The sequence below is a fragment of the Streptomyces sp. CT34 genome, from assembly GCF_000805335.1.
Taxonomy (GTDB): domain Bacteria; phylum Actinomycetota; class Actinomycetes; order Streptomycetales; family Streptomycetaceae; genus Streptomyces.
The window spans coordinates 670,452-695,912 of sequence record NZ_KN708638.1 but is presented as its reverse complement, the minus strand read 5'-3'; the positions used below and the strand labels follow the sequence as shown (position 1 = coordinate 695,912).

The window sequence follows — 25,461 nt, the reverse complement described above, 5'->3', positions numbered from 1 at the left end:
GCGCCGCCCTGCCTGCCGCCGCCGACCGGTCGACAGATACGGTGCGGATGTGCAGATCAACGGGGCGCAGGAACGGCCCGGGACCGTGCTGCTACTGGCAGCCGCCCCGGCGGGCAAAGGCAAGTTCGCCGACGCGAGCAGCGTGCTGCCCACGCTCGCCGCCGTGCCCCCGGCCGCGTGGGCGGGCACGACGACTGCCACGCTGATCGAACTGGCCGACCCCGTCGACCCCCAGGCCGTCCTCACCCACATCCGAGGCGCCGCCGCCGCGGAGGGGCCGCTCACCGTCGTGATCGCGGGCCAGCTGCAACTCGACCGCAAGCAGCGCGCCGTCCACCTTGCACTGGCCCGCGCCACGCCCTCTACGGTCCGTTATACGGCCCTGCCGTGGGCCTGGCTCGTCCAAGAGCTGCGACAGCGTCGCCCTGACACCGTCACCACGTTGTACGTGGACCTGGTCGCCGACGCCGCCGTCTGGCAGCTGCTCAAGGACGGGCCGCCGCTTGCCCTTCCCGGCGGCACCCGCGTCTACGGCGTCATCACCCCGCCCCCGCCCCGCCGGCAGCACGCCCAGCCCCACTACATGCAGGCCCTGGCCCAGATCCTGCGCTCCGGACGGCGCTCCGGCCCCCACGCGCTGCACTGCGAGGCCCTCCGCGCCGCAGAGGTCGCCGAGGCCACACTCGTTCTCGACGCCGGGCCGGTGCCCGCTCCCGTTGCCGTCAACGTCCCGGTGCCGCCCGGGAATCCAGCACCAGCCGCCCCCGTTCCGGTAGCCCCGCCGACGGCACCACAGGCCATCTCGCCCGTCTCCATACCCGGCGACGCCCTGGTGCCCATCGAGGCAGACCCGCACGAACGGATCGCCGCCCTCTCGAAGGCCGGCCGGCACCGCGAGGCGGCCGAACTCGCAACCGCCGCCGAACGGCGTGCGGTGCAGACGTACGGTGCGACCTCCTTCGCCGCCGTCCACTGGGTCGAGGTCCGGGCGTTCCTCGCGTTGGTCGCCCAGGATCCGTGCCTCAGCTGCCAGTTGTGGCTCCAGGCTGCCGAAGCCCGCCTCGATGTCCTGGAACAGGCACCCACCGCCCAAGACGTCGAGACCGCCGTGGATGGAGCCCACCACCAGTGGATGCAGTTGCGCGACGCCGTCGACGCCCGTGCGCTCGCACCCCAACTGCTCGCCCTTCGCAGCCGGGTGCCGGGAGGGCGACGTACCGCTACCAAATCCATCGAGAAGATATTGGCGCGGCTCGACGGCCTGCCCGGGGCCTGACAGAAGGGTCCGAAGAGGAGCGGTCCGAAGTTCCTGACGGTAAGCGTCGAGGCGTCCAGGTGGGGAATGGGAGCGGGCTCCGGGACGGCCCGTTCCCCGGCGGGCAGTGATCGGGTGAGCCGGCGAACTGGTCGGTTGGGAACGGTCAATGGTGGTGGCTACGGCGGCCCTTCAGCATCAGGGCTTCCGAGAAGGAGCCGATGTTCGTGGTGCCGCCGCCGGGGAGAGCGTTGGTCAGCATGGCGTGGTAGGCGTCGGGGCGGAACTCGGCGAGGGGGAGGAAGCCGTCGCGGAGGTAGCCGGTGGGGGAGCCGTGGCCCCGGCCGTTCGTTCCGTTGACGCGTCCGGCGTACTGGTGCGGTCCCTTGGTCATCACGTCGACGAACATGTCCGCGAGCGGGGTCATCATGGCCGGGGTGATGCCGTATCTGCCGGTGAGGTACAGCTGGTACATGCCTGCGCAGTCCAGGCTGCCGTGGTTGGAGTCCTCGCCGGTCGACCGGGATGGGGAGTAGCCCCAGTCGTAGGCGGGCTTGCCGGCGGGATCGGTGTACTTGCGGGTGGTGGAGAAGAACCAGTTCGCGCTGGCCTTGACCAACTGGTCGTAGCGGGCCACGCGCTGGGCGTCGTCGCCCAGGATCTGGTGGGCGATCGCCAGGTTGGAGAAGCCGTAGTCGAACATCATCTGCTGGTTCCAGGGCACCGGTTTGCCGCCCTGGTAGGGCGAATCCGCCGCGAAGTACTGGCGGTTGCCGTGGGAGACGTCCAGCAGCCGCGCCAGGATGTGTGTGTCGACGGCGACGTCGGCTTCCGCGACGTACTTCTTGGCCCGGTCGAGGTAGGTGGCGCCGTATCGGTGCGGGTCGCCGGTCGGCACACGGTGGTGCCAGATGGCGGGCGTCCGGAGGATCTGCCGGGCGCAGTTGCCGAGGTGGCCGACCGGGTCGCCTTGCTCGCCGCCGGTGCCGATGGGGTGAGTGGTGACGTTGTTCGGCCAGGCGGGGTCGATCTTGCCGGTCCACAGGGTGTGTTGTCCGACCGGGCTGGGGGCGAGGTCGTTGCGCTCGGCGAGCAGGGCGTCGCAGAAGCCAATCATCCGGTCGAGAATCGCCGGGTCGTGGGAGATCTCGTAGACCCTTCCCATGGCTTTGGCCGCTTGCCCGCTGTGGCCCTGGGCCCAGTTGTTGCCGATGTTGTCGGGGGCCGGGGCGAGGGTCTGGAGGTGTGCGGTGAACGACGTGATCTCGTTCGGCGTCACCGGGCCGTCCGGACCGTCGATACGCATCGCCGGGCCGCCGCCAGGCGCGTTGTCGGGCGCTTGCCCCTTGGCCGGGCCGGTGGTTGTCGGGGCGTTCGCGCCGGCCTCTTTGCCGCCGCCTGGTCCCGTCAGCGCACTGCCGAGGGCGATCGCGGTGCCGAGTACGCAGAGGAGCGCCAGACCTCCGACGACTGTCTTGACCGGTTTCGTTCTCACAGATCAGTCGACGGTGTCCGGGCGCCCCCGGTTCCGTCAGCGGTCGTGCTCTCCGCCGGCGTCCGTTCGCCATCCCCTCCCCTGACGCGGCACGCGCCGGCATGCCGTCCGGCCGGGCAGCCAGGGCTCGTTGGCGATCGTGGAGGTGCCCGAGGGGGAGCCGGCACCGGGGGAGGCGGCGGCCGTTACGGCCGGGTGCCGCCGCGCACGAAGCGGCGCAGCTTGGTCAGCGGCCAGGTGTTGATGATGTCGTCCTTGGTGAGCCAGCCGCGTTGTGCCGTGCCCACTCCGTAGCGCATGTAGGGCAGATGCGTGGTGGAGTGGGCGTCGGAGTTCACCGCGAACTTCACGCCGTAGCTCTTGGCGCGCAGGATGTCCTCGTCGCAGAGGTCCAGCCGCTCGGGGTGGGCGTTGATCTCCAGTGCGGTGCCCGTCCGGGCGCAGGTTTCGAAGACCGCGTCGAAGTCGGCGTCGATACCCGGGCGTTTGCCGATCAGCCGGGTGGTGGGATGCCCGATGATCGCGACATGCGGGTTCTCACAGGCCCGGACGATGCGCCGGGTGAGGTCCTTGCGGCTCTGGTTGAAATGCGAGTGGACGGAGGCCACGCACAGGTCGAAACCGGCCAGGAAGTCGTCGGGCCAGTCGACGTCCCCGTCCGGGCCGATGTTGAGTTCGGTGCCGTGCAGCACCCGCATCTTGCGGTGTTTGCGGTCGAGGGCGCGCACCTGCTCGCGCTGGGCGAGCATCTTCTCGTCCGTCATCCGCTGCATATACAGATTCGGGGCGTGATCGGTGACGGCGTAGTACGCATAGCCCCGGGCGGCGGCTGCGGTGACCATGTCCTCCAGGGAGGAGAGGCCGTCGGTGAGGTCGGTGTGGGTGTGCAGATCGCCCCTGATGTCATCCTCGGCCACCAGCTCCGGCAGTTCGCCGTGGAGCCCGGCGGCGACCTCGCCCCGGTCCTCCCGCAGCGGCGGGGCGATCCAGGGCAGCCCCAGCCGCTCGTAGATCTCCTCCTCCGTCTCCGAGGTGATCAACTCCCCGCTCTCGCTGTCGAAGAGGCCGTACTCGGAGAGCTTGAGGCCGCCTCGGACCGCGATCGCGCGGGTGCGGATGTTGTGGGCCTTGGCCCCGGTGAAGTACTGGAGCCCCGCGCCCCAGGCTTCGGGCGGCAGCACCCGAAGGTCCACCTGGAGCCCCTTGGTGGTGCGGATCGAGGTCTTCTTCGCGCCGTGCGCGATGACCTCGGCGGTGTACGGCAGCTCCGCGAGGGCCGTCATGAACGGCGCCGACTTCTCCGCCGCCACCAGGATGTCGATGTCCCCGATCGTCTCCCGCATCCGGCGCAGCGACCCCGCGTAGCTGCACCGCTCGCATCCGGTGATCCCGGACAGCTCGCCGGTGATCTGCTCGGCGACGTCCATCGCGGCGCTGATCAGGATCCGTCCGCCGCCGGCCTTCTGCAGCAGCGAGATCCCGTGGAGGATGTTCTCCTCGGTCTTCTCACCGAACCCCTTCAGGTCCCGCAGCCGCTCCTCGTGGACGGCCTCCAGCAGCTGGTCCACGGAGGTGATGCCCAGATCCTCGTAGAGCACCATGGCCTTCTTCGGCCCGAGCGTGGGGATGGTGATCAGTTCCCGCACCCCCGCGGGGATCGACGCCCTGGTCTCCTCGATCACCGACACCCGGCCGGAGCGCAGATACTCCACGACCTTCTCCGCGATGGACGCGCCGACGTGCGGAATCTCCCGCAGCCCCTTGACGTCCAGCTTCGCGACGTCGGCGGGGTGCCCGCCGACGGCCCGGGCGGCCTTCTCGTACGCCCGGGCCTTGAAGGCGTCTCCACCACTGATCGCGATGAGGTCGGCGTACTCCTGGAGCAGCGCCTCGACCTCCTCATTGGCGCGGACCATATCTCCAGGGTGCCCCCGCCCCTCCGGCCCGGCACGCGAAGCGCGCGGACGGGCGACGGCGGCCAGGGGCAGGGCCGGACTCCGCAGGGGCGTCGGCCTCCACGGCTACCGGGACCACAGCCGGCGCGTCCAGCGCCGTCCGGCGTCCGGTGCCGCGCCCGTGCCGCACAGCCCTTCGATCGTGACCTCGATGACGCGGTCCACCGCGGCCTGCCGCTGCGGAGCGGGAAGACCGGCCAGCAGACCGTCGAGCAGCAGGTTCGCCAGGCCGTGCACCGGTGCCCAGACGGCCATCTCGCTGAACGGCCGGCGCCGGTCCTCGATCAGTCCGTGGCCGGCGAGGGTGTCGACCACCTCGGTGAGCATGGCGAACGCGCGGGAGTCCGCCACCAGGGCGAAGTCCCCTTTCTGGTCGGTGGTTTCGCAGCAGGCCATCCGGAACAGGCCGGGCTCGGCCAGTGCGAAGCGGAGATAGCCGGTGCCCAGCGCCCGCAGCCGGCGGACCGCTTCCTCCACCGGGTCGCGCCGGCGCTTCCCGGCGAGCACTTCTTGTTCCATCGCCCCGGCGAGCCGCCCCAGGGCCGCCAGCTTGACCGCGTGCAGCAGGTCGTCACGGTCTGCGAAGTGCCGGTACGCGGCCGTGGCGGAGACGCCGACCTCCCTGGCGGCGGCCCGTAGCACCACCGCTTGCGGCCCGCCCTGCGCGGCCAGCGCGACTCCGGCCCTGACCAGGGCGTTGCGCAGATCTCCGTGGTGGTAGCCGCTGCGCGGCGTGCCGGGTGTGTTCACCCCCCTATGTTGACAGCGTGCACATCCGATGCAAAGTTAACGACGTAAACATCGTCGGGTCTCCACTCCCATTCCGGCGCCGCCCCGTCCGGTTCCCCGGGAGGCCCTTGAACCCCGGGAGCATGCGATGCTGCAACGACTGGGAGCCCTTCTCTCCCGAAAGGCCCGTACGGTCCTCGTGCTGGCAGGGCTGCTGACACTTGCCGCGGGCGCCGCCGGCGTCGGCGTCTTCGGCCAGCTCAAGGGCGGCGGGTTCGAGGACCCCGCCGCGCCCTCCACCGCCGTGACGAGGCTGCTGCACCAGAAATCCGGCGGCACCGCCGACCTCGCCCTGCTGGTACGGCCACGGCACGGCACCGTCGACTCACCCGCCGCGCTGGCCGCCGGCCGTGCCCTCACCGACCGGGTGGCCGCGCGAGCCGGTGTCGCGGGGGTCGACTCGTACTGGCGGACACCGGTCGGCGCACTCAAGGCCGAGGACGGCCGCGCCGCCCTCGTGCTGGTACGGCTCGACGGTGACCGGGAGCAGGTCACCCGGCGGGCCGATGCGCTGATCGCCGACTACGCGGGTGGGCGGGACGGCGGTGCCCCCACGGCCGCCGGGACCGCCGATCCGGTCGGCCGGGAGCTCACCGTCCTGGCCGGGGGGCCCTCCGGCACCAACCGCGACATCACCACCCAGGTGGCCAAGGACCTGGGACTGGCCGAGGGCATCGCCGTCCCGGTCACCCTCGCCCTGCTCGTCCTCGTCTTCCGCGGCCTGGTGCCCGCGCTGGTCCCGCTGGCCATCGGCGCGACGGCGATCCTGGGGACCTTCGCCGAGCTGCACCTGATCGCCCGCCTCACCGATGTCTCGGTCTTCGCCGTCAACCTCACCACCGCGCTCGGGCTCGGTCTCGCCATCGACTACGGGCTGCTGATGGTCAGCCGGTTCCGCGAGCAGACGGCGGCGGGCCAGGGCGTACCCGAGGCGGTGGCACGGACGGTGGCGACGGCGGGCCGCACGATCCTGTTCTCCGCGGCCACCGTCACGGCCGCGCTCACCGCACCGCTGGTCTTCCCCCTTTATTTCCTGCGGTCCTTCGCCTACGCCGGGATCGGTGTCGTCGTCACCGCGGCGCTCTGCGCGCTCGTCGTCACACCGGCCCTGCTGACCGTGCTCGGCCACCGCGTGGCCCGCCCGGGCAAGGCGGCACGGCGGCGTCCGGCCGCGCCGGGTGGTGGCAGCGCGGTGTGGGGCGGGATCGCGCGTACCGTGTTCCGCCACCCGCTGCGTACCGCTCTGCCGGCCGTCGCCGTGCTGTTGCTCGCCGCCACGCCGCTGCTCGGAGCCCGGTTTGGCGTTCCGGACGAGCGCGTCCTGCCCGAGGACGCGGCGAGCCGGTCCGTGGCCACCGCCCTGCACAGGGACTTCCCCGGCGGGGGCGGCGGGCCGGTCGAGATCGTGGTGTCCGGGGCGGGCGCGCGAGACGTCCGGCTCGACGGCTATGCGCGGACGCTCGCCGCCCTCCCGGGAGTCGACGCGGTCCAGACCGACGCGGGTACGTTCACGGCGGGCGCCGCGTCGCCCACCGGCCCCGGCGACCCCGGCCGTGCCGCGTCCGGCCTGCGCCATCTGACCGTGCGCACCGGCTACGACGCCTCCTCCGATGCGGCGCGGCGGCTGGTCGGGCAGATCCGCGCGGTGGCCCTCCCCGGCCCCGGCAAGGCGCTGGTGGGTGGGCCGGCGGCGCAGGCGGTCGACACCCGGCGGGCGATCCAGGAGCGACTGCCCGTCGCGCTGGCGATGATCGTGGCGAGCACCTTCGTCCTGTTGTTCCTGTTCACCGGGAGCGTGCTCCAGCCGCTGCGGGCGCTGCTGCTCAACGCACTCGGGCTCGGCGCGGTCCTCGGCGCGATGGTGTGGATCTTCCAGTCGGGGCACTTCTCCTCGGTGCTCGGGTTCACACCGATGCCGATGGACACGGCGATGACGCTGCTGATGTTCTGCATCGTCTTCGGACTGTCCATGGATTACGAGGTGTTCGTGCTGAGCCGGATCAAGGAACTCCACGACCGGGGCCTGTCCCCGGCCGAGGCGGTACCGCGGGGCCTGGCCCGCAGCGGCGCCCTGGTGTCGGCCGCCGCGGCGCTGCTCGCGGTGAGCCTGTTCGCCTTCACCACGAGCCATGTGAGCTTTATGCAGATGTTCGGCCTCGGCAGCGGCCTGGCCGTGCTGGTGGACGCCACGCTCATCCGCGGGGTGCTCGTACCGGCCTGTCTGCGTTTGCTGGGCAGGTACGGCTGGTACGCACCGGGCCCGCTGCGCCGGGTGCACCGGCGGATCGGCCTGACGGAGGGGGCCGCCGAGGTGGCGGAGCGCGGCACCGTGGAGGTGGCGGCGCGGTAGCGGAACCGCCACAGCCGCACAGGACTTCGTCCCGCCGGGTGGATACCCGACGGGACGAAGTCCTGTGTGAGGTCCGGTGGACCTCAGCCCCAGTTGTTCAGCGCGACGACGACCGTGCCGGTTCCCCAGTTCGTCACGTTGACCGCAACTCCGGGCGCCAGGTTGCCGATTACCATCGCGTTCGCGGTGTCCACGCTCTTGACCGAACCCTTCACGTCGACATCGATGGAGCCCGCGTGCACGGCCTTCACCGAGCCCTGGAAGTTGGTGGCGTGCCACCCGGTGCCAGCCGGGGCGGAGTACGGGGCCTGGGCGTCCTGGGACGTCGGGGCCGCCTGTGCCGGCGTGGACGCGGCGAATCCCGCGGCGCCCACGAGTGCGACGGCTATGGCCGTCCGCTTGATGAGGTGCTTGCGCTTGGACATGATTTCTCTCCTTGTTTCGCCGGTTCGGGAACCGGTCCGGAACCGCATTCGGTCGGACATGAATTCCGGCCCTTTTTGGGGCCGTCGAAAAAATAACAACGATCCCAACCGGTGGCGATTTTCCTTGCGCAGCTCTTTCAGGATTTCCTGGATTTCGGGCGGAAATGGCCCGCCGCACCCGGGACGCGAGCGGCACCTGCACGCACTTCGTCCCGCCGGGCTGCTGCTCGGCGGGACGAAGTGCGGGCGACGGGGGTGGCTATCGGGCCATGACCGCTTCCGGGATGTAATTCCCGTCGACGATCCTGGCCTTGACATACGCCCAGGCGCCGATCTTCATGTGGCCGTACCAGTCGGTCCCCTTGGTGAGGTCGAACTTCGCGATCGTCCCGTTGACGTTGACTTCGAGGAAGTTGTCGGTGAAGCGCGCGATCGTGCCCTGGTACCACTTGGCGTCGTCCGCCGTGACGGCCGCCTGCGGGCTGGCCGAAGCCTGCGCCGGAGCCGCCTGGGTCGGGCCGGCCGCGGTGAAGGCCACGGCGCCGGCCAGCGCGGCGGCGATGGCCGCCCGCTTGATGGTGTTCTTGGACATGGAATCTCTCCTCGCGGTCAGCGGTCAGCTGTCGGGAATTCGATGCGAAGCGTGCGCCGGCAGGTCATGAATTCCTGGGCAATTCTCCGGCGTGTGAAAAGGTAACACCGCGGAAAATTGGCGTCGAATAATATTTCTCGGTTCTTGCAGTGGAATCTGGCGGCAGGCGCGGACGGAAACGCCGGGCGCCCGCGGCGGGAACGGCCGGGCGCGGACGGAAGGCCGGCCAGGGCCCGTGCGGGCAGCGGTCAGGACCGCCAGGAATGAGGGGCGCGGTAGCACTCCCCGGGCCGGGTCCAGTGCGCGCGGCCGGTCGCGCACGGGGGAGCGATGCCGACACCGCGGGCCCGGTCCGCGGCGCGGGCGCGGGAGAGCGCCACGAACGCGGCCACCAGCGCGGCGAGTTCCGCCTCGCTCGGCCGCCCGCGCACCACCGTGATCACGGCGTCCGCCCGCGCGCATGACGTGGCCCGCCCCCGCGCACCGGTTCCCGTCTGGTGCCGCCCGCGCCGGCCACGGCCAGGCAGCACACGGCGCCGAGCAGGAGTACGCCGATCGGCAGCAGCGCGGTGTCCCGCATGGCCGCGACGAAGCCGTGCCGGTACGCCTCCGCGGCCAGTGCGCGGAACAGTCCCGCGGAGTGCGGGTCGAGGAAACCGGGCACCGGGGTGTCGGTCCCGGCGCCGGCCGTCAGGCCCCGGGCCACTCCGTGGTCGAGCCCGGCCACGAACGGCCGCCGGGCCTCCTCCGGCAGCAACCCGGCCTTGGCCAGGGCCTGTTGGTGCACCGCGGCCGCGGTCCTGCTCTGGAGCAGTGCCCCGGCGGCCGCGCTGCCGAGAACCCCGCCGACCTGCCGCGTGGTGTTCAGCACGCCGGAGGCGGGCCCGGCCAGCGCCCCGTCCACGGCATCCATGCCGATCTTCGTCACCGGTGCCAGTACGCAGCCGATGCCGATGTCCGCGACCAGCATGGCGGGCAGGAGGTGCCAGGGGTTCATGCCCGGTCGGGCGCCCAAGGCGATCAGCGCGAGGCCGAGGGCGTAGGTCAACAGCCCGCCCAGCAGAAGGGACTTGCCGCCCACCCGGTCGGCGTGGCGCCCGGCCACCTGGGCGACGGCGGCAGCGGCCAGCGGGGTCGGCGCGGTGCCCAGCCCCGCCCGCAGGGCGGAGCAGCCGAGGACCTGCTGCAGGAACAGGGTGATCGGCAGCACGCTGCCGATCACCGCGAAGTGGACGCCGGCGCCGATGACATTGGCCAGCCCGAAGTCACGGTGTGCGAACAGGGACCGGGGCAGCAGGGTTTGCCGGCGCGGACACCACGCCGGCCGACCCTTCGCCGTCCCGCGGCGCCACTGCTGGATCGCGAAGAGCACCAGGAGCGCGATGCCCGTGCCGAGCACCCAGGGGACGGTGACCGGTCCGGCGATCGCACCGGACCCGTAGTGTCCGCTCTCCAGCAGGCCGAAGGTGAGCGCCGTCAGACCACCCGTCACCAGGGCGAGGCCGGCCGGATCCCAGCCGCGGTGCCCCCTCGGCCCCGGTTCCGGGACGAACACGGCCGCCGCGACCAGCGCGACGATGCCCACCGGTACGTTGACGAAGAAGATCCACTGCCATCCGGCGCGGCTCACCAGGAGCCCGCCCAGGAGCGGCCCGGCCACGATGGACAGGCCGATGACGCTGGTGAGCACGCCGAATGCGGCACCGCGCCGCTGCGGGGGGAACAGTGCGGTGACGAGGGCGCCCGTCTGGGGCGTGAGCAGGGCCGCGCCCACGCCCTGCACGGCGCGCAGCGCGATCAGCTCCCCCGCGCCGCCGGCCAGTCCGCACAGCGCGGAGGCGAGGGTGAACAGCAGAAGTCCGGCCAGGTAGACCCGTTTGGGACCGAAGCGGTCACCGAGCCGCCCCGCGGTGATCATGAGGATCGCGTAGCTGAGGACATACGCGTTGACGATCCACAGCACCTGGTCGAGCCCGGTGGCCAGGTCCTTCATCATCACCGGGATCGCCATGTGCACGATCGAGGTGTCCAGCACGATCATGAAGAGGGCGGGGCAGATGACGCCGAGGATGCCCCAGGGGGGCCGGGGGCGGGCGTGGGTCGCCATCGCATTTCCCTTCGTGCGAGGCCGTAGGGCCCGGATCGATCGTCCGTACGGCCCGGATCGTGCGTTCGGCGCGGGACGCGGCTGTGGCACGCGTGCGGTGGTCACCGCGCCGTGTAGCCGCCGTCCACGACGAGTTCGGCGCCGGTGATGTAGGACGCCGCGTCGGAGGCCAGGAACCCCACGGCGGCGGCGACCTCGGACGGCTGGGCCAGGCGCGCCAGCGGCGTCGCCGCGACGACGTCCGCGATGAAGCCCTGGGGTGCCGTTCCGGTCATCGGGGTGTCGACCATGCCGGGGTAGACCGCATTGACGCGGATACCGAAGGGGGCCAGCTCGACCGCGGCGGCCGTGGTCATGGCGCGGATCGCCCCCTTGGCCGCGTGGTAGGCGAAGGAGGCACCGGAGCCGACCATGCCGTAGACCGAGGCGATGTTGACGATCGCTCCGCCGCCGGCCGAGCGGAGGCAGGGCACGGCCGCCCGCATGCCGAGCCAGGTGCCGCGCTGGCAGGTGTCCACCACCCGTTCCCACTCCGGCGCGTCGAGGTGTTCCAGGCCGCTGATCCCCAGCGTTCCCGCGTTGTTGACGAGCACGTGGAGGCGGCCGAAGCGGCGGCGGGCGAACCGGGTCACCCGTTCCCAGTCCGCGGGATCGGTGACGTCGAGCGGGTGGCCGACGGCCCGGCCGGAGGGCCGGCCGTGGCTCAGCGTGTCGGCGGCGGCCCGGCACGCCTCACCGTCCAGATCGGTGACCACGACCGCGGCGCCCTGCTCCATGAGCAGGCGGGCCACGGCGTGCCCGATCCCGCCGAGCGCCCCGGTCACCACGGCCACCCGGCCGTCGAGGCGGCCGTTCATGCCGGCACCTCGCTTCGCCCGGCCTCGCCTGCGCGAGCCGCGCACCGCTGGATGATGGGCTCGCTCCGCTCACTCATGTCGCGGCTCCGGGGAAGTGGGGCCCGGCCCCGGCGGAGGGCAGCCAGGCGAGCGCCGCGGCGTATCCGCGGGCGTGCGCCAGCGACACACCCGGCCGGGCTGTTCCGTGCCCGCGCGTCCCGGGGGCCGGCTCACCGCCGAGGTGCAGGACGGGCGCCGCGCCGGGCCGCCGCCGTATCTCCATGTCCTGCCACGGCGGTTCGTACGGCCACCCCAGCAGGTCCCAGCCCACCTCCTTGGCCAGCTTGCGTGCGGAGAGGTGTTCCTCGGCCCGCAACAGGCCGTGTGCGTAGGCCAGTTCGGCCTCGGTGAGCCAGTGGGCCCACCGGGGGTCGCCGGCCGCCGGCGTCTGCTGCGGAGTCGCCAGACGCAGGGCCAGGCGCGGTCGGGCGCGATGGCTCATGACGGCCTCCCCGGTGTCGCCGTCTCCTGCGTGCCCGGTGCGTCGGGGTGCCACGGGCTCAGCACGAGAGAGGCGTAGGTACCGCCCCAGTTGGCCGCGGTGAGCAGGCAGGCCTGCCCGGTCCGGGCCGTCGGTGCGAGGTAGCCGGCCAGCCCGTCGAGCGGGTCCGACAGCCCGGGGATGTCCGGACTCCAGCCGGTGCGCAGCGTCTCGGTGGCGCACACCGCCGACATCAGCGAGGTGGTGCTGGGCACATGGCCGACGTATCCGGTGAGGTTGCTGAGCCGCACCGTGCCCGGCCGCCACACCCGGGCGAGCGCGCGGGCCTCGGCCCGGTCGATCGCGGCGGTGCCGCGCGCGTCACCGTATACCGTCCCGATGCCGTCCGGGTCCATCCCGGCGTCGTCCAGCGCGCGCCGGAAGCTCTCCGCCCAGGCCCGCCCTGACGGGTCGTTGCCGGCGATGCGATAGCCGTCGGAGGTGATCGCATGGCCCCGGACCTCGGCCAGGATCGTGGCGCCGCGGGCCAGCGCGTGCTCCAGCGACTCCACGACCAGCGCGGTACTGCCCGCGCCGAGCACCGTTCCGCTGGGGGTGGTGCTGTAGGGGCGGACGGTGTCCGGCGAGAGCAGACCGAGCCGGTCGAATCCGTAGTGCACCAGGGGGGTCAGCTCGTCGGCGCTCACCGCGAGCATCACCTCGGCCTCCCCACGCCGGACCAGGTCCGCGGCATAGCCCAGCGCGCTGAGTCCGGACACACAGCCGGTGGCCAGGGTGGACAGCGGGCCCCGGATCCGCAGGGCCAGGCAGGCGTGCCCGGCGGCCGCGTTCATCACGGAGTTGGGGAACAGCCGGGGATTGACCCGGTGCGGGCCGTCGGTGCCGATGGTCTCGCTGAGCTGCTCCACCGTCTGCACCGGTCCGTTGAAGGTGCCGAAGACCATGCCGACCCGGTCCGCGTCGGACGTGCCGACACGCAGCGCGGCGTCGTCGAGAGCGAGCCGGCTGGCGGCGAGCGTCAGCAGCCCGATCTGGTCGAGCCGGCGGGCGTAGCCGCGGTCGACGTGGCGCCGGCACTCGGCGGTGTCGATCTCGGCGGCCTGCCCGGTCCGGGAGAGACCGAGGTCGGCCAGGCGGGCCGGGCCGACGCCCGTCCTCCCGTCCCGGAGCGCGGCGAGGAAGACCTCCCGCCCGCTGCCCACCGCCGAGACGGGGCCCGCCCCGGTGATCACGACGCGGTGGTCGGGCCGGGGCGGGGCGGCCGGCAGGGGCCGCCGCCCCAGGACGAGCGAGCAGTTGTTGCCGCCGAAGGCGAAGGAGTTGGACACCACGACGTCCAGTTCCTGTGCGCGTGCCCGGTTCGGCACGATGTCGCGGACCGGTTCGCGGCTCTCGTCCGCATTGACCGTCGGGGGCAGTACACCGTCCCGCAGCGCGAGCACGCAGGCCGCGGCCTCCAGGGCACCGGCAGCGCCGAGCATGTGCCCGACCTGGGACTTCGTACTGCTCATCGGGGCCGGCGCCAGGTCCGCGAACAGGGCGGCGACGGCCTTGGTCTCGGCGCTGTCGTTGGTGGGCGTGCCGGTACCGTGTCCGTTGACGTAATCCACCTGAGCCGCCGTCAGACCGGCCTGCGACAGCCCCCTCCGCATGGCACGGAGGGCACCGCTGCCGGCCGGGTCCGGGGCGGTGGCGTGGTACGCGTCGCTGGTCAGCGCGTAGCCCAGGACATAGCCCAGGATCTCGGCGCCGCGGCGCCGGGCGGACGACTCCGACTCCAGCACCAGGATCGCCGCGCCCTCGCCGATGTTGAGCCCGGTACTGCGCGAGTAGGGCGCACACGGCTCCGGGTCGAGCGCGTTGAGGCTGTCGAACCCGGCCAGGGAGAGGATGTCCAGGACGTCCACCCCGCCGGCGAGCATCACATCGGCGCGTCCCTCCCGGATGGCGTCCGTCGCGAATCCGATGGAATTGGCCCCGGCCGCACAGGCGTTGGAGATCACCACCTTCGGCCCCCGGAGCTGGAAGGCGATGCTCAGCGCGTCGGCGGAGGTGTAGAGCGGGTAGTGGAACAGCAGATCGCGGCGTGGTGCCTGCGGTCCGTTGCGCAGCAGCTCCCAGTGGAACTCCTCGCCGCGTTCCAGCCCGCCCACCGAGGTGCCGACGGCGACCCCCATACGGTAGGGGTCGTGGCCACTGCGGTCGTGGCCGTCGCCGCCCGCGAGGCCGAGGCCCGCGCCGTTGAGCGCTTCTTCGGCCGCGTTCAGCGCCAGGGTCGTGGCGCGGTCGAGCCGACCGCGCAGCCGGTGCCGGGACGCGGGCACCGAGGAAACCTCGCCGGAGTACCGGCAGCTGAGCGTCGACACGTCGATCCGTCCGGTCTCGCCGATGCCGCTGCGCCCCTCGCGGATTCCCCGCCACACCTGCTGAACTCCGTTGCCCAGGGCGCAGCTCAGCCCGATACCGGTGACCGCGACGCGTTCCCGGCCGCTCTTGTTGGGGTTCATCTGTTCTCCTTCCGCCCCTTCCGGCGGCCCCGCGCACTGCCTGGCGTGCGCCGTGGGCCGTCAGTCCAGGGACACGTCGAGGCTGGTGGCGGTCAGGAACGGGGCGGAGACCGTGCGGATCGCGTCGCCCGGTCCGGCGAGCAGGAACTCCTGGCCGGAGGCGGCCACTTCGGCGTCGACCCGGCCGGTGCCGATGATCCGGCCCAGCCTGGGGGACCACACCGCGTGCGTGACGATGCCGACCTCGGCGTCGCGGACCGCGATGGCCGTGCCCGGTTCCGGCCGGCCGGCCGTAGCCTCCCGGGCGATCCAGCACACCGGGGTACGGCCGCTCCCGCCGTCCTCCGCCGGGCGCCCGGCGGACTCGTGACCCGGGTCGACCATCCACTGCAGGCCCACCTCGAACGGTGTCACCTGGCCGCCGGCGCTCTCCTGCTCCAGGCTGGCGAACCGGACCTCCATCCGGCACACGTCGAGCGCGTCCTTGCCGCACTCCCGCGCACCGAGCGCGAGGAGCTCGGCCCGCAGCTCCGCGCCGTTCGCGACCGGCGTGAAGAACTTGTAGCCGTACTCGCCGGTGACTCCGGTACGGGAGACGACCAGGTCACGGCCGTCGCCCCAGTCGGCGGTGGCGAAGCTGCGGTAGGCCATGGAGGCCACCGGGAACGGCAGGTACTTCCGGGCGAGTTGGAACGACTCCGGCCCTTCGAGGGCGAGCACGGTGTACTCGGCGCCGACGTCCTGGACGGTCACGCCCTCGTAGGCCGCGGCAGCGGCGATCAGATGGCCGGTCGCCTCCTTCGCCTGGGCCGGCCAGATCTCGACCAGGTAGTGGGCGGCATGGCAGTGGATCAGCACCTCGGCGATGACCGTGCCGTTCTCGCGCAGCAGGAGGGCGGCCATGGCCTGGCCCTCCAGCAGGAAGTCGACGCCGCGCGTGGCGACTTGGCCGAGGTAGTCGGCCGCGGCGGGCCCGGAGACCCGCACCAGGCCGATGCCCTCGTAGTCGATGAGCCCGCACGCCTCGCGCAGTGCCGTGTACTCCTCGGTGGTGTCCGTGTAGCTGGCCTTCATCAGTAACTCCTCGATGGATGAACGGGGTGGGAGAGGGGAGTGGGGAGAAGGGGCGAGGGGGAACCGGGTGGTCCGGGCCGGACCGTCAGGTGTCCTCGCGCTCGGTGACGGCGAGGCGTACGGTCATCACCGGATCCCGGCCGACCGACGCCTGTCCGGTCACGGAGATCAGCCCGCCGAGCCGGGGGCCGCTCTCCGCCCGGAGCACCACCTGGTCACCCGGGTACACCGGCCGCAGGAACTTCGCCTGGCGGATCTCCGCCAGGTACCCCACCCGGTCCGCCACATCGCCGACGACCTCGCCGGTCGCGCGCAGAGCCCCCGCGCTGCCGTAGATCACGGCCGCGAGCTGGGCGACGCACTCGACGAGCAGCACTCCGGGGTAGAGCATCCGGCCGGGGAAGTGGCCGGCCAGCACCGCGTCGGACGCGGTGACGTTCTTGACCGCTTCGGCGCTCACCCCGGGATTCAGCGCGGTGACCCGGTCGAGCAGGAAGAAGGGGTGGCGGTGCGGCAGCAGCCGGGCGATGTCGTCGGCGCTCAGCGTCTGTGCCGCGGCGCGGGGGCGGTCCGGTGTCATGACCGGGCCGCCTCGATGTGGGCGGCGAGCCGGTTCAGCGAGAGCAGGCTGTGGGTGTCGTCATCGGTGATGGTGACACCGAAGACGTCCTCGACGGCCATCGCCAGCTCCAGCGTGTCGATGGAGTCCAGTTCCAGGCCGCGGCCGAACAGCGGCTGGTCGTCCCCGATGGCCGCCGGGTCGACGTCCAGCGACAGCCGGTCCACCAGCAACTCCTTGACGTCGTCGGCGAGTTGCCGACGGGTACCGGCGCGCCGGGTGGCCTCTTCGAGTGTCATCGTCATGACCGTCTCCTTGTGTGGTGTGGGTGGTGCGTGCGGGGCGTGTGGGCTCCGCGGTGTGCGGGTGGTCAGCTGATGAGTCCGCCGTCGACGACGACGGAGGTCCCGGTGACGTACGCCGCCTCGTCACTGAGCAGGAAGCGCACGACCGCGCTCACCTCCGCGGGCCGGCCGATCCGGCCGAGCGGAACGCGCCGGAGGTTCTCCGCCAGCTGCGCGGGCGGCATCTGCCGGGTCATCGCGGTGTCGACGAAACCGGGGACGACGGCGTTGACGCGTACGCCGTAGCCGCCGAGTTCCTTGGCGAGGGCCTTCACCATGGCCAGCACCCCCGCCTTGGACGCCGCGTAATTGGCCTGTCCCGCAGGGGGGTTGAGGGCGCGGGTGGAGCCGATGGTGACGATGGAGCCCCGCCGGCGGGCGGCCATCATCCGCCCGGCGGCGCGGGTGCACAGGAACGCCCCGGTGAGGTTGGTGTCGATCACCCTCCGCCACTTCGCGTCCCCCATCATCACGGCATAGCCGTCCTGGGTGATGCCGGCGTTGTGCACCAGGGCGTCGAGGCCGCCGTGCCGGGAACGGATGTGCCGGAACATGCGGTCCACGTCCGCGGGTTCGGCGATGTCCCCCTGCAGCAGTTCGGCGTCCGGCCGCAGCTGCCGTACGGCGTGCAGCGCCTCCTGGGCCCGGTCGGGGTTTCTGCGGTAGTTGATCAGGACCGTGGCGCCGGCCCGGGCGAGGTCGGTGGCCACGGCCAGTCCGATGCCCTTGGTGGCCCCGGTGACCAGTGCGACCCGTCCGTCGAAGTCGGTCATCTGCGTTCCCTTGCGTGTGCGGTGGAGTGATCACAAGCCCCCTGAGCGGTGGGCCCGGCCGGATGGGAGCGAGCCCGGGGCACGGCGCCCAGGGCCTCCCGGACGGTCAGGTGCCGGGCGTCGCGGGCCATCTCCCGGCCCAGCCCGCTCAGCACCCGCCCCGGTCCGGCCTCGACGAAGCTGCGGACGCCGAGGGCGAGCAGCGTGTGCACCGTTTCCTGCCAGCGCACCGGGGCGAGCATCTGCCGGAGCAGCTCGTCGCGGTACTCCTCGATATCGGTCACCAGCCGCCCGGTGGCGCTGGAGACCAGCGGAATGCCGGGTGGCGCCAGGCGGACGTCGCGGAGCCGCACGGCCAGCGCGACGGGCGCGCCGGCCATCAGCGGTGAGTGGTAGGCCCCTCCGACGGGCAGCCGGACGGCCCGCAGCGCGCCGGCCTCGCGGGCCGCGCCGACCACCCGGCGCACCGCGGCGACGGTGCCCGACACCACGGTCTGCCGGGGCGAGTTGAGGTTGGCGACGACCACGACACCGGAGTCGTCGCAGGCGTCCCGGCACAGGCCGCGCACCGTGTCCGGCGGCAGACCCGCGATCGCGGCCATGGCGCCCGGGGTCTGCCGGGCGGCCGTATGCATCGCCCGGCCGCGGCAGGAGACCAGGGACAGCGCGGTGTCCAGGTCGAGGGCGCCGCTGGCGAAGAGCGCGGTGTACTCGCCGAGGCTGTGCCCGGCGACGGCGGCGGGCCGCAGGCCCTGTTCGCGCAGCCGCTCCAGTGCCGCCGCGGACCAGACGAAGACCAGGACCTGGGCGATCTCGGGGTCCGCGAGGGTCTCGGCGTCGGCCGTGGCCATGAGGTCGGCGACGGGGAGCCCGGTGATGCGCTCGGCGCGGGTGACCAGGGCGCGGGCCGCGGGCCCGAAGCCGCTCAACTCCCGCCCCATGCCCGGGAACTGGCTGCCCTGGCCGGGGAAGACGAAGGCCGTCGGGCCGTACGGGGGGCGGGCGGCGGTCGCGGCGGGGCTCATCGCGCGGTCTCCGTCGTAGCTGCGGGGTGGGCCACGACCCAGGCCATTGCCATGTCATCGCCCAGGTCCCGGGTGCCGGCGGTCAGTTCGACCCGATGGCGCGCGGCCCACCGGGCCGGTTCGCCGTGCAGCTGCACCTGCCGGCCGGAAGGCTCCGGCCGGTCCGCCGCGATGGCCACGCGGATGTCGCAGAGGCGGGCGCCGGGGGGCAGGCCGCCGAGGGCCTTCACCACCCCCTCCTTGACCCCGAACGCATGGCCCAGGATCCGTTCCGGTGTCCAGGTGCCATCCGCCGCGCGCTCGGCGGCCTCGCGCTCCGAGGCGTCGAAGACCCGCCGCAGCAGCTGCCCTCGGGTACGGGCGACGGCCAGCTCCCAGCGGCGCAGGTCCACCAGATCGACGCCCGCCGAGTGCACCGCGGCCGGCACCGAGCCCCTGAGGAAATCCGAAACGTCCATCGAGAAACACCGCCGATTTTCTGAGATCCGCGAAATGCATGGCGACCGAAAAATGAATGAACAGAGGAAAGTGAGGCGAGAGTGAACCGCCGTGATTTCCTGGTTCGCCGGGAACGCTAAGCGCGGTGAAGAAGCCGTGTCAACTGCCTCCGGTCAATTCGTCGGCCCTTCCTGTAAGTACCCGGAAAGATTCTCCACGGCGGTGAAACAAATGAAAGATGCGCGCAAGATGCAGCCACTCAACGTGCCCGGTGAATGCGCTTTGTCATGTCGTCCATTGATGCCTTGACGTGCACTTCGAACCGTGCCTAGCCTGCCGCCGTCACGCGCTGACAAAGCGCATAACGCACTGCCCGTCGAGCCGGATTCATTACTCCGGGCAGAAATCTTCGGATCGGTCACGAGAGAAACGAGGCGCCATGCCGCGTTGGGTTGAATCCGCACGGAACATCGAGGGCTGGAACCATATCGAGACCACGGTGCGGGTCCGCTGGGGTGAATGCGACCTACAGGGGCACGCGTACTACGCGAGCTACATCCCCTGGTTCGACCTGGGCCGGGAGGCTTTCGCGCTGGCCGTCGGGGTCGATTTCTGGAACTACCGGATCACCACCACGAATTTCCGTGCCCGCTTTCACGAGCCCGCCATGTACCTGGACGATCTCACCGTCCGGACGTGGGCCACCACCCCCCGCAGGCACCTGGAGTGCCACTACGAGATCTACCGGACGAACGGCAACCGCCTCCTCGCGGAGGCACAGTCCGTGCACTCCCTGGTCGACCCGGAAACCGGCCGCCTCATGCGCGCCACCGATGAACTGCACGACATGTTCGAGGAGTTCATGGCGCGCCGGCGCGCCGAAGCGGCGGCGCTCCGCCGCTGACCTGTGCCCGCTCCCCGCCCGCTCCCTTCCGGCCCCTGTGGCTCTGCTCGCTCCTGGAGGACATCCATGAATCCTGCGGACATCGAAAAGCTCCGCGGCGCACTGCTCGGCGAGGTGATAGCGCCCACCGATCCCGAATACGACACGGCGCGAGGCGTCTTCAACGCCATGATCGACCGGCGGCCCGCGCTCATCGCCCGCTGCCACGGCACCTCCGACGTCATCACCGCCATCGCCTTCGCCCGGGAGCACCGCCTGCCGCTCGCCGTACGCGGCGGCGGCCACAGCATCGCCGGCCACGGCACCTGCGACGACGGCCTGGTCGTCGACCTGTCGTCGATGCGGGGCGTGCACGTCGACCCGGAACGGCGGACGGCCCGTGTCCAGGCCGGGGCGACGCTGGCCGACGTCGACCGCGAAACGCAGCTGTACGGCCTCGCGGTCCCCTCCGGACAGGTCTCCCAGACCGGCATCGCCGGCCTCACCCTCAACGGCGGCATGGGGATGCTCCAACGCAAGTACGGCCTGACGTGCGACAACCTGCTGTCCGCGGACATGGTCACCCTGGACGGGGAACTCGTGGTCGCGAGCGCCGAGCAGAACCCCGAGCTGTTCTGGGCCCTGCGCGGTGGCGGCGGGAACTTCGGGGTGGTCACCTCCTTCGAGTACCGGGCGCACCCCGTGGGACCGATGATGCTGGCCGGCATGGTCGCCCACCCGGTGGAGCGGGCGGTCGAGGTCCTGGAATTCCTCCGGGACCACGTCGGCGCCACTCCCGACGAGCTGAGCCTGGACGTCGTCTTCCTCCGCGTGCCCAGCCTGGAGTTCTTCCCCCCGGAACACCGCGGACGCCCCGTCGTCGGCTTCTTCCTGCGCTACGCGGGGCCGGTCGAGGACGGCTGGGAGGTCGTGCGGCCGATCCGCGAGTTCGGCGATCCGCTGGTCGACTTCGTCGAGCCGATACCGCTGGTCCAGGTGCAGTCGATGCTCGATCCGGCCAATCCGCCAGGTCACCAGCAGTACTGGACCAGTGAGTTCCTGCCCCGCTTCGGACGCGCGGAGATCGAGACGGTCGCCCGGATCGGCGGTGACCTCCCGTCACCGGAGACGGTCCTCCAGGTCATCCCGTTCGACGCCCAGCCCACCCGCGTCGCACCGGACGCCACCGCGTTCTCGCACCGCGAGGAGAGCTGGCTGATCCATGTCGTCGGCCAGTGGTACGACCCGGCGCAGAACGACCGGTGCCGGGCCTGGGTGAAGAAGGCAGGGGCCGACCTGCGGGCCTTCGGATCGGGCGCGGCCTATCTCAACCTCCTGAGCGAGGAGGACGACACCGACCGGGTCAGGGCGTTCTGGGACGAGAAACGGCTGCGGCGGCTGGCGAAGGTCAAGGCACAGTACGACCCCGAGAACCTGCTGCGCTTCAACCACAACATTCCGCCCGCGCCGCCGGAGGCGGACCGGTGAGCGCGCGGACGAGGGCGGCGTGCGCGGCGCGGGCACGTACGCTGCGGCTGCTCACCGCCGCTACGCCGAAGTCCGCCGCACGCGACCGCCGGCGGCCTGCGCTGCCCCGCGTCGCGATCATCGGCGCCGGCTTCGGCGGGATCGGCCTGGCCATCGCGCTCAAACGCGCCGGCCACCACGACTTCGTGGTGCTGGAGCGGGCGGCGGACGTCGGCGGGGTGTGGCGGGACAACACCTATCCCGGCGCGGCCTGCGACATTCCCTCGCACCTGTACTCCTACTCCTTCGAGCCGCGCCGCGACTGGTCCCGCCGCTACGCCTCCCAGGCAGAGATCCTGCGATACCTGCGCGGGTGCGTGGAGAAGTACGGACTGCGCGCGCACCTGCGGCTGGACACCGAGGTCGAGTCCGCCGCGTTCGACGAGACCGACCTGCGATGGCGGCTGCGGACGGGCACCGGGGAGATCGTCGAGGCCGACGTCCTGGTGCCGGCCTGCGGCCAGTTGAGCACTCCGCGGGTGCCGCCGATCCCCGGCGCCGACCGGTTCACCGGCCGCGCCTTCCACTCCGCGCGCTGGGACCACGACCACGACCTGACGGGCCGTCGGGTCGCGGTGATCGGCACCGGCGCCAGCGCGATCCAGATCGTCCCCGCGATCGCCCCGCTGACCGCACACCTGACGGTCTTCCAGCGCTCGGCGCCGTACGTCGTGCCCCGGTGGGACCGGGTCTACCCGCCGCCGTCCCGTCGGGCGCGCCGGCTGCCGCTGGTGAAACAGAAGGCGGCCCGGCTCGGCTGGTGGCTGTTCAACGAGTCCCTGGTCTCCGGGCTGACCCGGCGGTGGCCGACGTCCCGCCTCACCCTGCGCGGCAGCGAGGTGCAGCTGCGCACCCAGCTCCAGGATCCCGAACTGCGCGCGAAGCTCACCCCCCGCGGCGAGGTGGGCTGCAAGCGGGTGGCGGTCTCCAGCGCGTACTACCCGGCGTTCAACCGTCCCGATGTCGCGCTCGTCACCGAGCCGATCACCGAGATCACCGGGACCGGCATCCGTACCGCGGACGGCGCCGAGCACCCCGTCGACACCATCGTCTACGCGACCGGCTTCGCCGCCACCGACTTCCTCGCCCCGATGCGGGTGCTCGGCCGCGGCGGCCGGGAGCTGTCCGAGGTGTGGCGCGGCGGGGCGCGGGCCCATCTGGGCATGACCGTCCCGGACTTCCCGAACATGTTCCTGGTCTACGGCCCCAACACCAACATCGGCGCGGGCTCCGCCCTCTACATGATCGAGAGCCAGATCCGCTACATCACCGCCGCGGTGTCCGAACTCGCCCGGGGGCGGCGGGACTTCCTGGAGGTGCGCCGCGATGTCGCCGACGCCTTCGACCGGGAGATGCAGCGGCGGCTGCGCCGCACGGTCTGGTCCTCCTGCACGAGCTGGTACCGCCACGACAGCGGCCGGGTGACCAACAACTGGCCCGGACAGACGGCCGAGTACCGCCGGCGGACCTCCCGGCCGACGTGGACGGACTTCCGGCCCGCACCCCGCCGCCGGTGAGCCGCGAAGCGACCGAAGGAGCGTCCATGCCTCTCCACCCCGATTCCGAGCGCGTCCTGCGCACCTTGGCGGCGCAGGGTTTCCCGCCCTTCGAGCAGGTGGGAGTCCGGACCGTCCGCGAGCTGATGCGCGGACTCATACCGGCCCAGGGGCCACCGGAACCGCTGGCGCGGATCATCGAGACCACGGTCCCCGGTCCGGACGGTGCCCTCCCGGTCCGCGTCTACATGCCGGAACCGGCCACCGGGCCACGGCCGTTGATGGTGTTCTTCCACGGCGGCGGCTGGGTCGCCGGGGACCTGGAACTCGTCGACCGCCCGCTGCGCCGGCTCGCCAACGCCACCGGGGCCGTGGTGGCCAGTGTCGCCTACCGGCTCGCTCCGGAGACCCGATTCCCCGGGCCGGTCCATGACGCCGACGCCGCCGTCCGGGCCCTGTCCGCGCGGGCCGACGAGTTCGGGGCGGAACCGGACCGGCTGGTCGTGGCGGGGGAGAGCGCGGGCGGCAACCTGGCCGCCGCCGTCTGCCGGCTGGCCCGGGACCGCGGCGGCCCCCGCATCGGCCTGCAGATCCTGATCTGCCCGCCCCTGGCGCCGCCGCGCGGCTCCGCGTTCCCCTCCTACGACGCCTATGCACACGGGCATCTCAACACCCGTGCCGCGATGGAGCACTTCTGGGACCTCTACCTGGCCACCCCCGAGGACGCCGCACATCCCTTGGCGGCGCCCCTGCTCGCCGCGGACCTCGCCGGCCTGCCGCCGGCGCTGATCCTCACCGCCGAGTGCGACCCGCTGCGGGACGAGGCGGAGGAGTACGGCCGCCGGCTCCGCACCGCCGGGGTGCCGGTGACCCTCCGCCGGTACGACGGCATGCTCCACGTCTTCTTCCTCCTCTGCCGGCTGACCGCCTTCCAGGAAGCCGCCGACGAGACCGGCCGGGCCCTGCGGGAGCGGTGGCCGGCCCCGCAGGAGAACGACTAGCGCCCGACCCGCCGGACCGGCCCCGGCCATCCGGAAATCCCCACCCCACAAGGGAGAGACCATGCTCCACCACCGGAAGATCTACATCGACGGCTCATGGACGCGCTCGTACGGCAGGGAGGCCATCGACGTCGTCAACCCGACGACGGAGGAGGTGATCGGCTCCGTCCCCCGAGGCACGCCCGAGGACGTCGACGCCGCGGTCACCGCTGCCCGCCGGGCCTTCCCGGGCTGGGCCGGCACCCCGCCCGCCCGCCGGGCCTCGTACCTCGACCGGGTCGGCGAACGGCTGCGGGCGGACAGCCTGGAGCTGGCCGAGCTGATCACCCGCGACGTCGGTACTCCGATAGCGTTCTCCCACGAGGCACAGATCCCGCTTCCCGTCCTGACGTTCCATCAAGCGGCCCGGATCGCCGTGGAGTTCCCCTACGAGCGCACCGCAGGCCCGTCGGTGATCGTCCGGGAGCCGTTCGGCGTCGTCGGCGCGATCACGCCGTGGAACTACCCGCTGCACCAGATCGCCGCGAAGGTCGCCTACGCACTGGCCGCGGGCAACACCGTCGTCCTCAAGCCCAGCGAGGTGGCACCGCTCGGTGCCTGGGCGCTGGCCGCGATATTCGACGACATCGGCCTGCCGCCCGGGGTGTTCAACATGGTCAGCGGCACCGGGCCGGTGGTCGGCGAGGCCCTCGCCGCGCACCCCGGCGTCGATGTGCTGTCCTTCACCGGCTCCACCGAGGTGGGCAGGCGGATCGGCCGGCTCGCCGCGGACACCGTCAAACGGGTCGCCCTGGAACTGGGCGGCAAGAGTCCCTCGGTGCTGCTCCCCGACGCCGACCCGGACCGGGCGGTACCGCACGCGGTCGCCAGTGCCTTCCTCAACAACGGCCAGACCTGCTGTGCGCTGACCCGGCTCGTCGTGCCCCGCTCCCGGCTGGCCGAGGTGGAACGGGTGGCGCAACGGGCGGCAGCGACCGTGGCCGTCGGCGACCCCATCCACTTCGACACCGGACTCGGTCCTCTGGTGTCCCGGGCCCAGCGCGACCGGGTCCGCCGGCATCTCACCCAGGCCCTGAAGGAAGGCGCCCGGCTCGTCACCGGCGGCACCGAGCCGCCGGACGGCCTGTCACGGGGCTACTTCGTCCGGCCCACCGTCCTCTCGGACGTCACCCCGTGGATGGCCGTGCACCACGCGGAGGTGTTCGGGCCGGTGCTGGCCATCGAGCCGTACGACACCGTGGCCGAGGCCGTGCGGCTGGCCAACGACACCGACTACGGGCTGGCCGCCGCGGTGTGGTCCGAGCACCGCGACCGGGCGCTCACCGTGGCCCGGCAGATCCGCGCCGGACAGATCGAGATCAACGGCGCCGGCCCGAACCCCACCGCCCCGTTCGGCGGCTACAAGCAGTCCGGGAACGGCCGCGAGCACGGCGTCTTCGGCCTGGAGGAATTCCTGGAAGTCAAGTCCCTGCAGATCAAGCCCTGGCAGCCCTGACCGCCGCCCGGGGCGACCCGCCACCACCACCGA

The 25,461-nt window shown here is 72.2% G+C and carries 23 protein-coding genes; 7 read left to right on the top strand and 16 right to left on the bottom strand.

Translation table 11 applies throughout. The features are described 5' to 3' along the window. The first annotated feature begins 49 nt into the window (after positions 1-49). Positions 50-1,276: a hypothetical protein gene (locus RZ84_RS03055; RefSeq protein WP_043262989.1), complete on the top strand. Its 1,227-nt coding sequence runs from the start codon at positions 50-52 to the stop codon at positions 1,274-1,276. Positions 1,277-1,421: 145 nt separating this feature from the next. On the opposite strand, the gene RZ84_RS03050 is transcribed toward RZ84_RS03055, so the two are convergent. The 3 genes from RZ84_RS03050 to RZ84_RS03040 all read right to left on the bottom strand — a co-directional run bounded on the left by RZ84_RS03050 (position 1,422) and on the right by RZ84_RS03040 (position 5,455). Further along, positions 1,422-2,750: a hypothetical protein gene (locus RZ84_RS03050; RefSeq protein WP_043262988.1), complete on the bottom strand. Its 1,329-nt coding sequence runs from the start codon at positions 2,748-2,750 to the stop codon at positions 1,422-1,424. Positions 2,751-2,935: 185 nt separating this feature from the next. Beyond that, a complete protein-coding gene (gene polX / locus RZ84_RS03045) occupies positions 2,936-4,666 on the bottom strand; it encodes a DNA polymerase/3'-5' exonuclease PolX (RefSeq protein ID WP_043262987.1) in 1,731 nt (576 codons plus the stop codon). A 105-nt stretch (positions 4,667-4,771) separates the two neighbouring features. Further along, positions 4,772-5,455: a TetR/AcrR family transcriptional regulator gene (locus RZ84_RS03040; RefSeq protein ID WP_043262986.1), complete on the bottom strand. Its 684-nt coding sequence runs from the start codon at positions 5,453-5,455 to the stop codon at positions 4,772-4,774. Positions 5,456-5,582: 127 nt separating this feature from the next. Here RZ84_RS03040 and RZ84_RS03035 point away from each other — a divergent pair, with 127 nt between their 5' ends. After that, positions 5,583-7,844 carry an MMPL family transporter gene (locus tag RZ84_RS03035; protein WP_043262985.1) on the top strand — a complete coding sequence of 754 codons (2,262 nt, stop codon included), beginning with the start codon at positions 5,583-5,585 and terminating at the stop codon, positions 7,842-7,844. A gap of 83 nt (positions 7,845-7,927) precedes the next feature. On the opposite strand, the gene RZ84_RS03030 is transcribed toward RZ84_RS03035, so the two are convergent. From RZ84_RS03030 to RZ84_RS02970, 13 genes are all read right to left on the bottom strand, one after another. Continuing rightward, on the bottom strand, positions 7,928-8,269 hold the full coding sequence (locus RZ84_RS03030; protein WP_043262984.1) for a hypothetical protein: 342 nt from the start codon (positions 8,267-8,269) through the stop codon (positions 7,928-7,930). 259 nt (positions 8,270-8,528) lie between these two features. Next, entirely contained in the window at positions 8,529-8,861 is a 333-nt protein-coding gene (locus RZ84_RS03025; protein ID WP_043262983.1) for a hypothetical protein, read from the bottom strand. Between the two features lie 248 nt (positions 8,862-9,109). Then, positions 9,110-9,304, bottom strand: a complete 195-nt coding sequence (locus tag RZ84_RS03020; RefSeq protein WP_043262982.1) for an acyl-CoA carboxylase epsilon subunit — start codon at positions 9,302-9,304, stop codon at positions 9,110-9,112. Further along, complete coding sequence (locus RZ84_RS03015; RefSeq protein WP_052229741.1) at positions 9,301-10,968, bottom strand: DHA2 family efflux MFS transporter permease subunit; 1,668 nt, start codon at positions 10,966-10,968, stop codon at positions 9,301-9,303. Before RZ84_RS03015 ends, RZ84_RS03020 begins: the two co-directional genes overlap by 4 nt. Positions 10,969-11,069: 101 nt before the next feature. After that, positions 11,070-11,825 carry an SDR family NAD(P)-dependent oxidoreductase gene (locus tag RZ84_RS03010; RefSeq protein ID WP_043262981.1) on the bottom strand — a complete coding sequence of 252 codons (756 nt, stop codon included), beginning with the start codon at positions 11,823-11,825 and terminating at the stop codon, positions 11,070-11,072. Between the two features lie 73 nt (positions 11,826-11,898). Beyond that, positions 11,899-12,306 (bottom strand): holo-ACP synthase, encoded by a 408-nt coding sequence (locus RZ84_RS03005; RefSeq protein WP_043262980.1) that lies wholly within the window; start codon positions 12,304-12,306, stop codon positions 11,899-11,901. Then, positions 12,303-14,813 (bottom strand): beta-ketoacyl-[acyl-carrier-protein] synthase family protein, encoded by a 2,511-nt coding sequence (locus RZ84_RS03000; RefSeq protein WP_052229740.1) that lies wholly within the window; start codon positions 14,811-14,813, stop codon positions 12,303-12,305. The genes RZ84_RS03005 and RZ84_RS03000 overlap by 4 nt, the downstream gene beginning before the upstream one ends. A gap of 60 nt (positions 14,814-14,873) precedes the next feature. Next, on the bottom strand, positions 14,874-15,887 hold the full coding sequence (locus tag RZ84_RS02995) for a glycine cleavage T C-terminal barrel domain-containing protein (RefSeq protein WP_043262979.1): 1,014 nt from the start codon (positions 15,885-15,887) through the stop codon (positions 14,874-14,876). 85 nt (positions 15,888-15,972) lie between these two features. Further along, the gene (gene fabZ, locus RZ84_RS02990) at positions 15,973-16,467 is read right to left on the bottom strand and encodes a 3-hydroxyacyl-ACP dehydratase FabZ (RefSeq protein ID WP_052229739.1); all 495 of its coding nucleotides are present in this window, start codon (positions 16,465-16,467) and stop codon (positions 15,973-15,975) included. Next, entirely contained in the window at positions 16,464-16,751 is a 288-nt protein-coding gene (locus RZ84_RS02985) for a phosphopantetheine-binding protein (protein WP_043262978.1), read from the bottom strand. Before RZ84_RS02985 ends, fabZ begins: the two co-directional genes overlap by 4 nt. A gap of 65 nt (positions 16,752-16,816) precedes the next feature. Beyond that, a complete protein-coding gene (fabG, locus tag RZ84_RS02980; RefSeq protein ID WP_043262977.1) occupies positions 16,817-17,563 on the bottom strand; it encodes an SDR family NAD(P)-dependent oxidoreductase in 747 nt (248 codons plus the stop codon). Then, positions 17,560-18,588: an ACP S-malonyltransferase gene (locus RZ84_RS02975; RefSeq protein ID WP_063772653.1), complete on the bottom strand. Its 1,029-nt coding sequence runs from the start codon at positions 18,586-18,588 to the stop codon at positions 17,560-17,562. Before RZ84_RS02975 ends, fabG begins: the two co-directional genes overlap by 4 nt. Next, complete coding sequence (locus RZ84_RS02970; RefSeq protein WP_043262976.1) at positions 18,585-19,046, bottom strand: 4'-phosphopantetheinyl transferase superfamily protein; 462 nt, start codon at positions 19,044-19,046, stop codon at positions 18,585-18,587. Before RZ84_RS02970 ends, RZ84_RS02975 begins: the two co-directional genes overlap by 4 nt. Before the next feature lie 419 nt (positions 19,047-19,465). Between RZ84_RS02970 and RZ84_RS02965 the strand changes: the two genes are divergently transcribed. From RZ84_RS02965 to RZ84_RS02945, 5 genes are all read left to right on the top strand, one after another. Continuing rightward, positions 19,466-19,930 carry an acyl-CoA thioesterase gene (locus RZ84_RS02965; RefSeq protein ID WP_043262975.1) on the top strand — a complete coding sequence of 155 codons (465 nt, stop codon included), beginning with the start codon at positions 19,466-19,468 and terminating at the stop codon, positions 19,928-19,930. Positions 19,931-19,996: 66 nt separating this feature from the next. Next, entirely contained in the window at positions 19,997-21,397 is a 1,401-nt protein-coding gene (locus RZ84_RS02960) for an FAD-binding oxidoreductase (protein ID WP_043262974.1), read from the top strand. Next, a complete protein-coding gene (locus tag RZ84_RS02955; protein ID WP_206743088.1) occupies positions 21,394-22,953 on the top strand; it encodes a flavin-containing monooxygenase in 1,560 nt (519 codons plus the stop codon). Before RZ84_RS02960 ends, RZ84_RS02955 begins: the two co-directional genes overlap by 4 nt. Before the next feature lie 26 nt (positions 22,954-22,979). After that, positions 22,980-23,933, top strand: coding sequence for an alpha/beta hydrolase (locus RZ84_RS02950; protein ID WP_043268981.1), 954 nt, complete (start codon positions 22,980-22,982; stop codon positions 23,931-23,933). 61 nt (positions 23,934-23,994) lie between these two features. Continuing rightward, positions 23,995-25,428: an aldehyde dehydrogenase family protein gene (locus tag RZ84_RS02945; protein WP_043262973.1), complete on the top strand. Its 1,434-nt coding sequence runs from the start codon at positions 23,995-23,997 to the stop codon at positions 25,426-25,428. Positions 25,429-25,461 lie beyond the last annotated feature (33 nt).

Excerpts from the sequence above, each read along its gene's own strand:
- RZ84_RS02970 (WP_043262976.1), bottom strand. The coding sequence starts at position 19,046 with ATGGACGTTTCGGATTTCCTCAGGGGCTCGGTGCCGGCCGCGGTGCAC.
- fabG (WP_043262977.1), bottom strand. The coding sequence starts at position 17,563 with ATGACCGACTTCGACGGACGGGTCGCACTGGTCACCGGGGCCACCAAG.
- RZ84_RS03025 (WP_043262983.1), bottom strand. The coding sequence starts at position 8,861 with ATGTCCAAGAACACCATCAAGCGGGCGGCCATCGCCGCCGCGCTGGCC.
- RZ84_RS02985 (WP_043262978.1), bottom strand. The coding sequence starts at position 16,751 with ATGACGATGACACTCGAAGAGGCCACCCGGCGCGCCGGTACCCGTCGG.
- RZ84_RS02945 (WP_043262973.1), top strand. The coding sequence starts at position 23,995 with ATGCTCCACCACCGGAAGATCTACATCGACGGCTCATGGACGCGCTCG.
- polX (WP_043262987.1), bottom strand. The coding sequence starts at position 4,666 with ATGGTCCGCGCCAATGAGGAGGTCGAGGCGCTGCTCCAGGAGTACGCC.
- RZ84_RS03010 (WP_043262981.1), bottom strand. The coding sequence starts at position 11,825 with ATGAACGGCCGCCTCGACGGCCGGGTGGCCGTGGTGACCGGGGCGCTC.
- RZ84_RS02950 (WP_043268981.1), top strand. The coding sequence starts at position 22,980 with ATGCCTCTCCACCCCGATTCCGAGCGCGTCCTGCGCACCTTGGCGGCG.
- fabZ (WP_052229739.1), bottom strand. The coding sequence starts at position 16,467 with ATGACACCGGACCGCCCCCGCGCCGCGGCACAGACGCTGAGCGCCGAC.
- RZ84_RS03035 (WP_043262985.1), top strand. The coding sequence starts at position 5,583 with ATGCTGCAACGACTGGGAGCCCTTCTCTCCCGAAAGGCCCGTACGGTC.
- RZ84_RS02975 (WP_063772653.1), bottom strand. The coding sequence starts at position 18,588 with ATGAGCCCCGCCGCGACCGCCGCCCGCCCCCCGTACGGCCCGACGGCC.
- RZ84_RS03030 (WP_043262984.1), bottom strand. The coding sequence starts at position 8,269 with ATGTCCAAGCGCAAGCACCTCATCAAGCGGACGGCCATAGCCGTCGCA.
- RZ84_RS03015 (WP_052229741.1), bottom strand. The coding sequence starts at position 10,968 with ATGGCGACCCACGCCCGCCCCCGGCCCCCCTGGGGCATCCTCGGCGTC.
- RZ84_RS02960 (WP_043262974.1), top strand. The coding sequence starts at position 19,997 with ATGAATCCTGCGGACATCGAAAAGCTCCGCGGCGCACTGCTCGGCGAG.
- RZ84_RS02995 (WP_043262979.1), bottom strand. The coding sequence starts at position 15,887 with ATGAAGGCCAGCTACACGGACACCACCGAGGAGTACACGGCACTGCGC.
- RZ84_RS03000 (WP_052229740.1), bottom strand. The coding sequence starts at position 14,813 with ATGAACCCCAACAAGAGCGGCCGGGAACGCGTCGCGGTCACCGGTATC.
- RZ84_RS02965 (WP_043262975.1), top strand. The coding sequence starts at position 19,466 with ATGCCGCGTTGGGTTGAATCCGCACGGAACATCGAGGGCTGGAACCAT.
- RZ84_RS03005 (WP_043262980.1), bottom strand. The coding sequence starts at position 12,306 with ATGAGCCATCGCGCCCGACCGCGCCTGGCCCTGCGTCTGGCGACTCCG.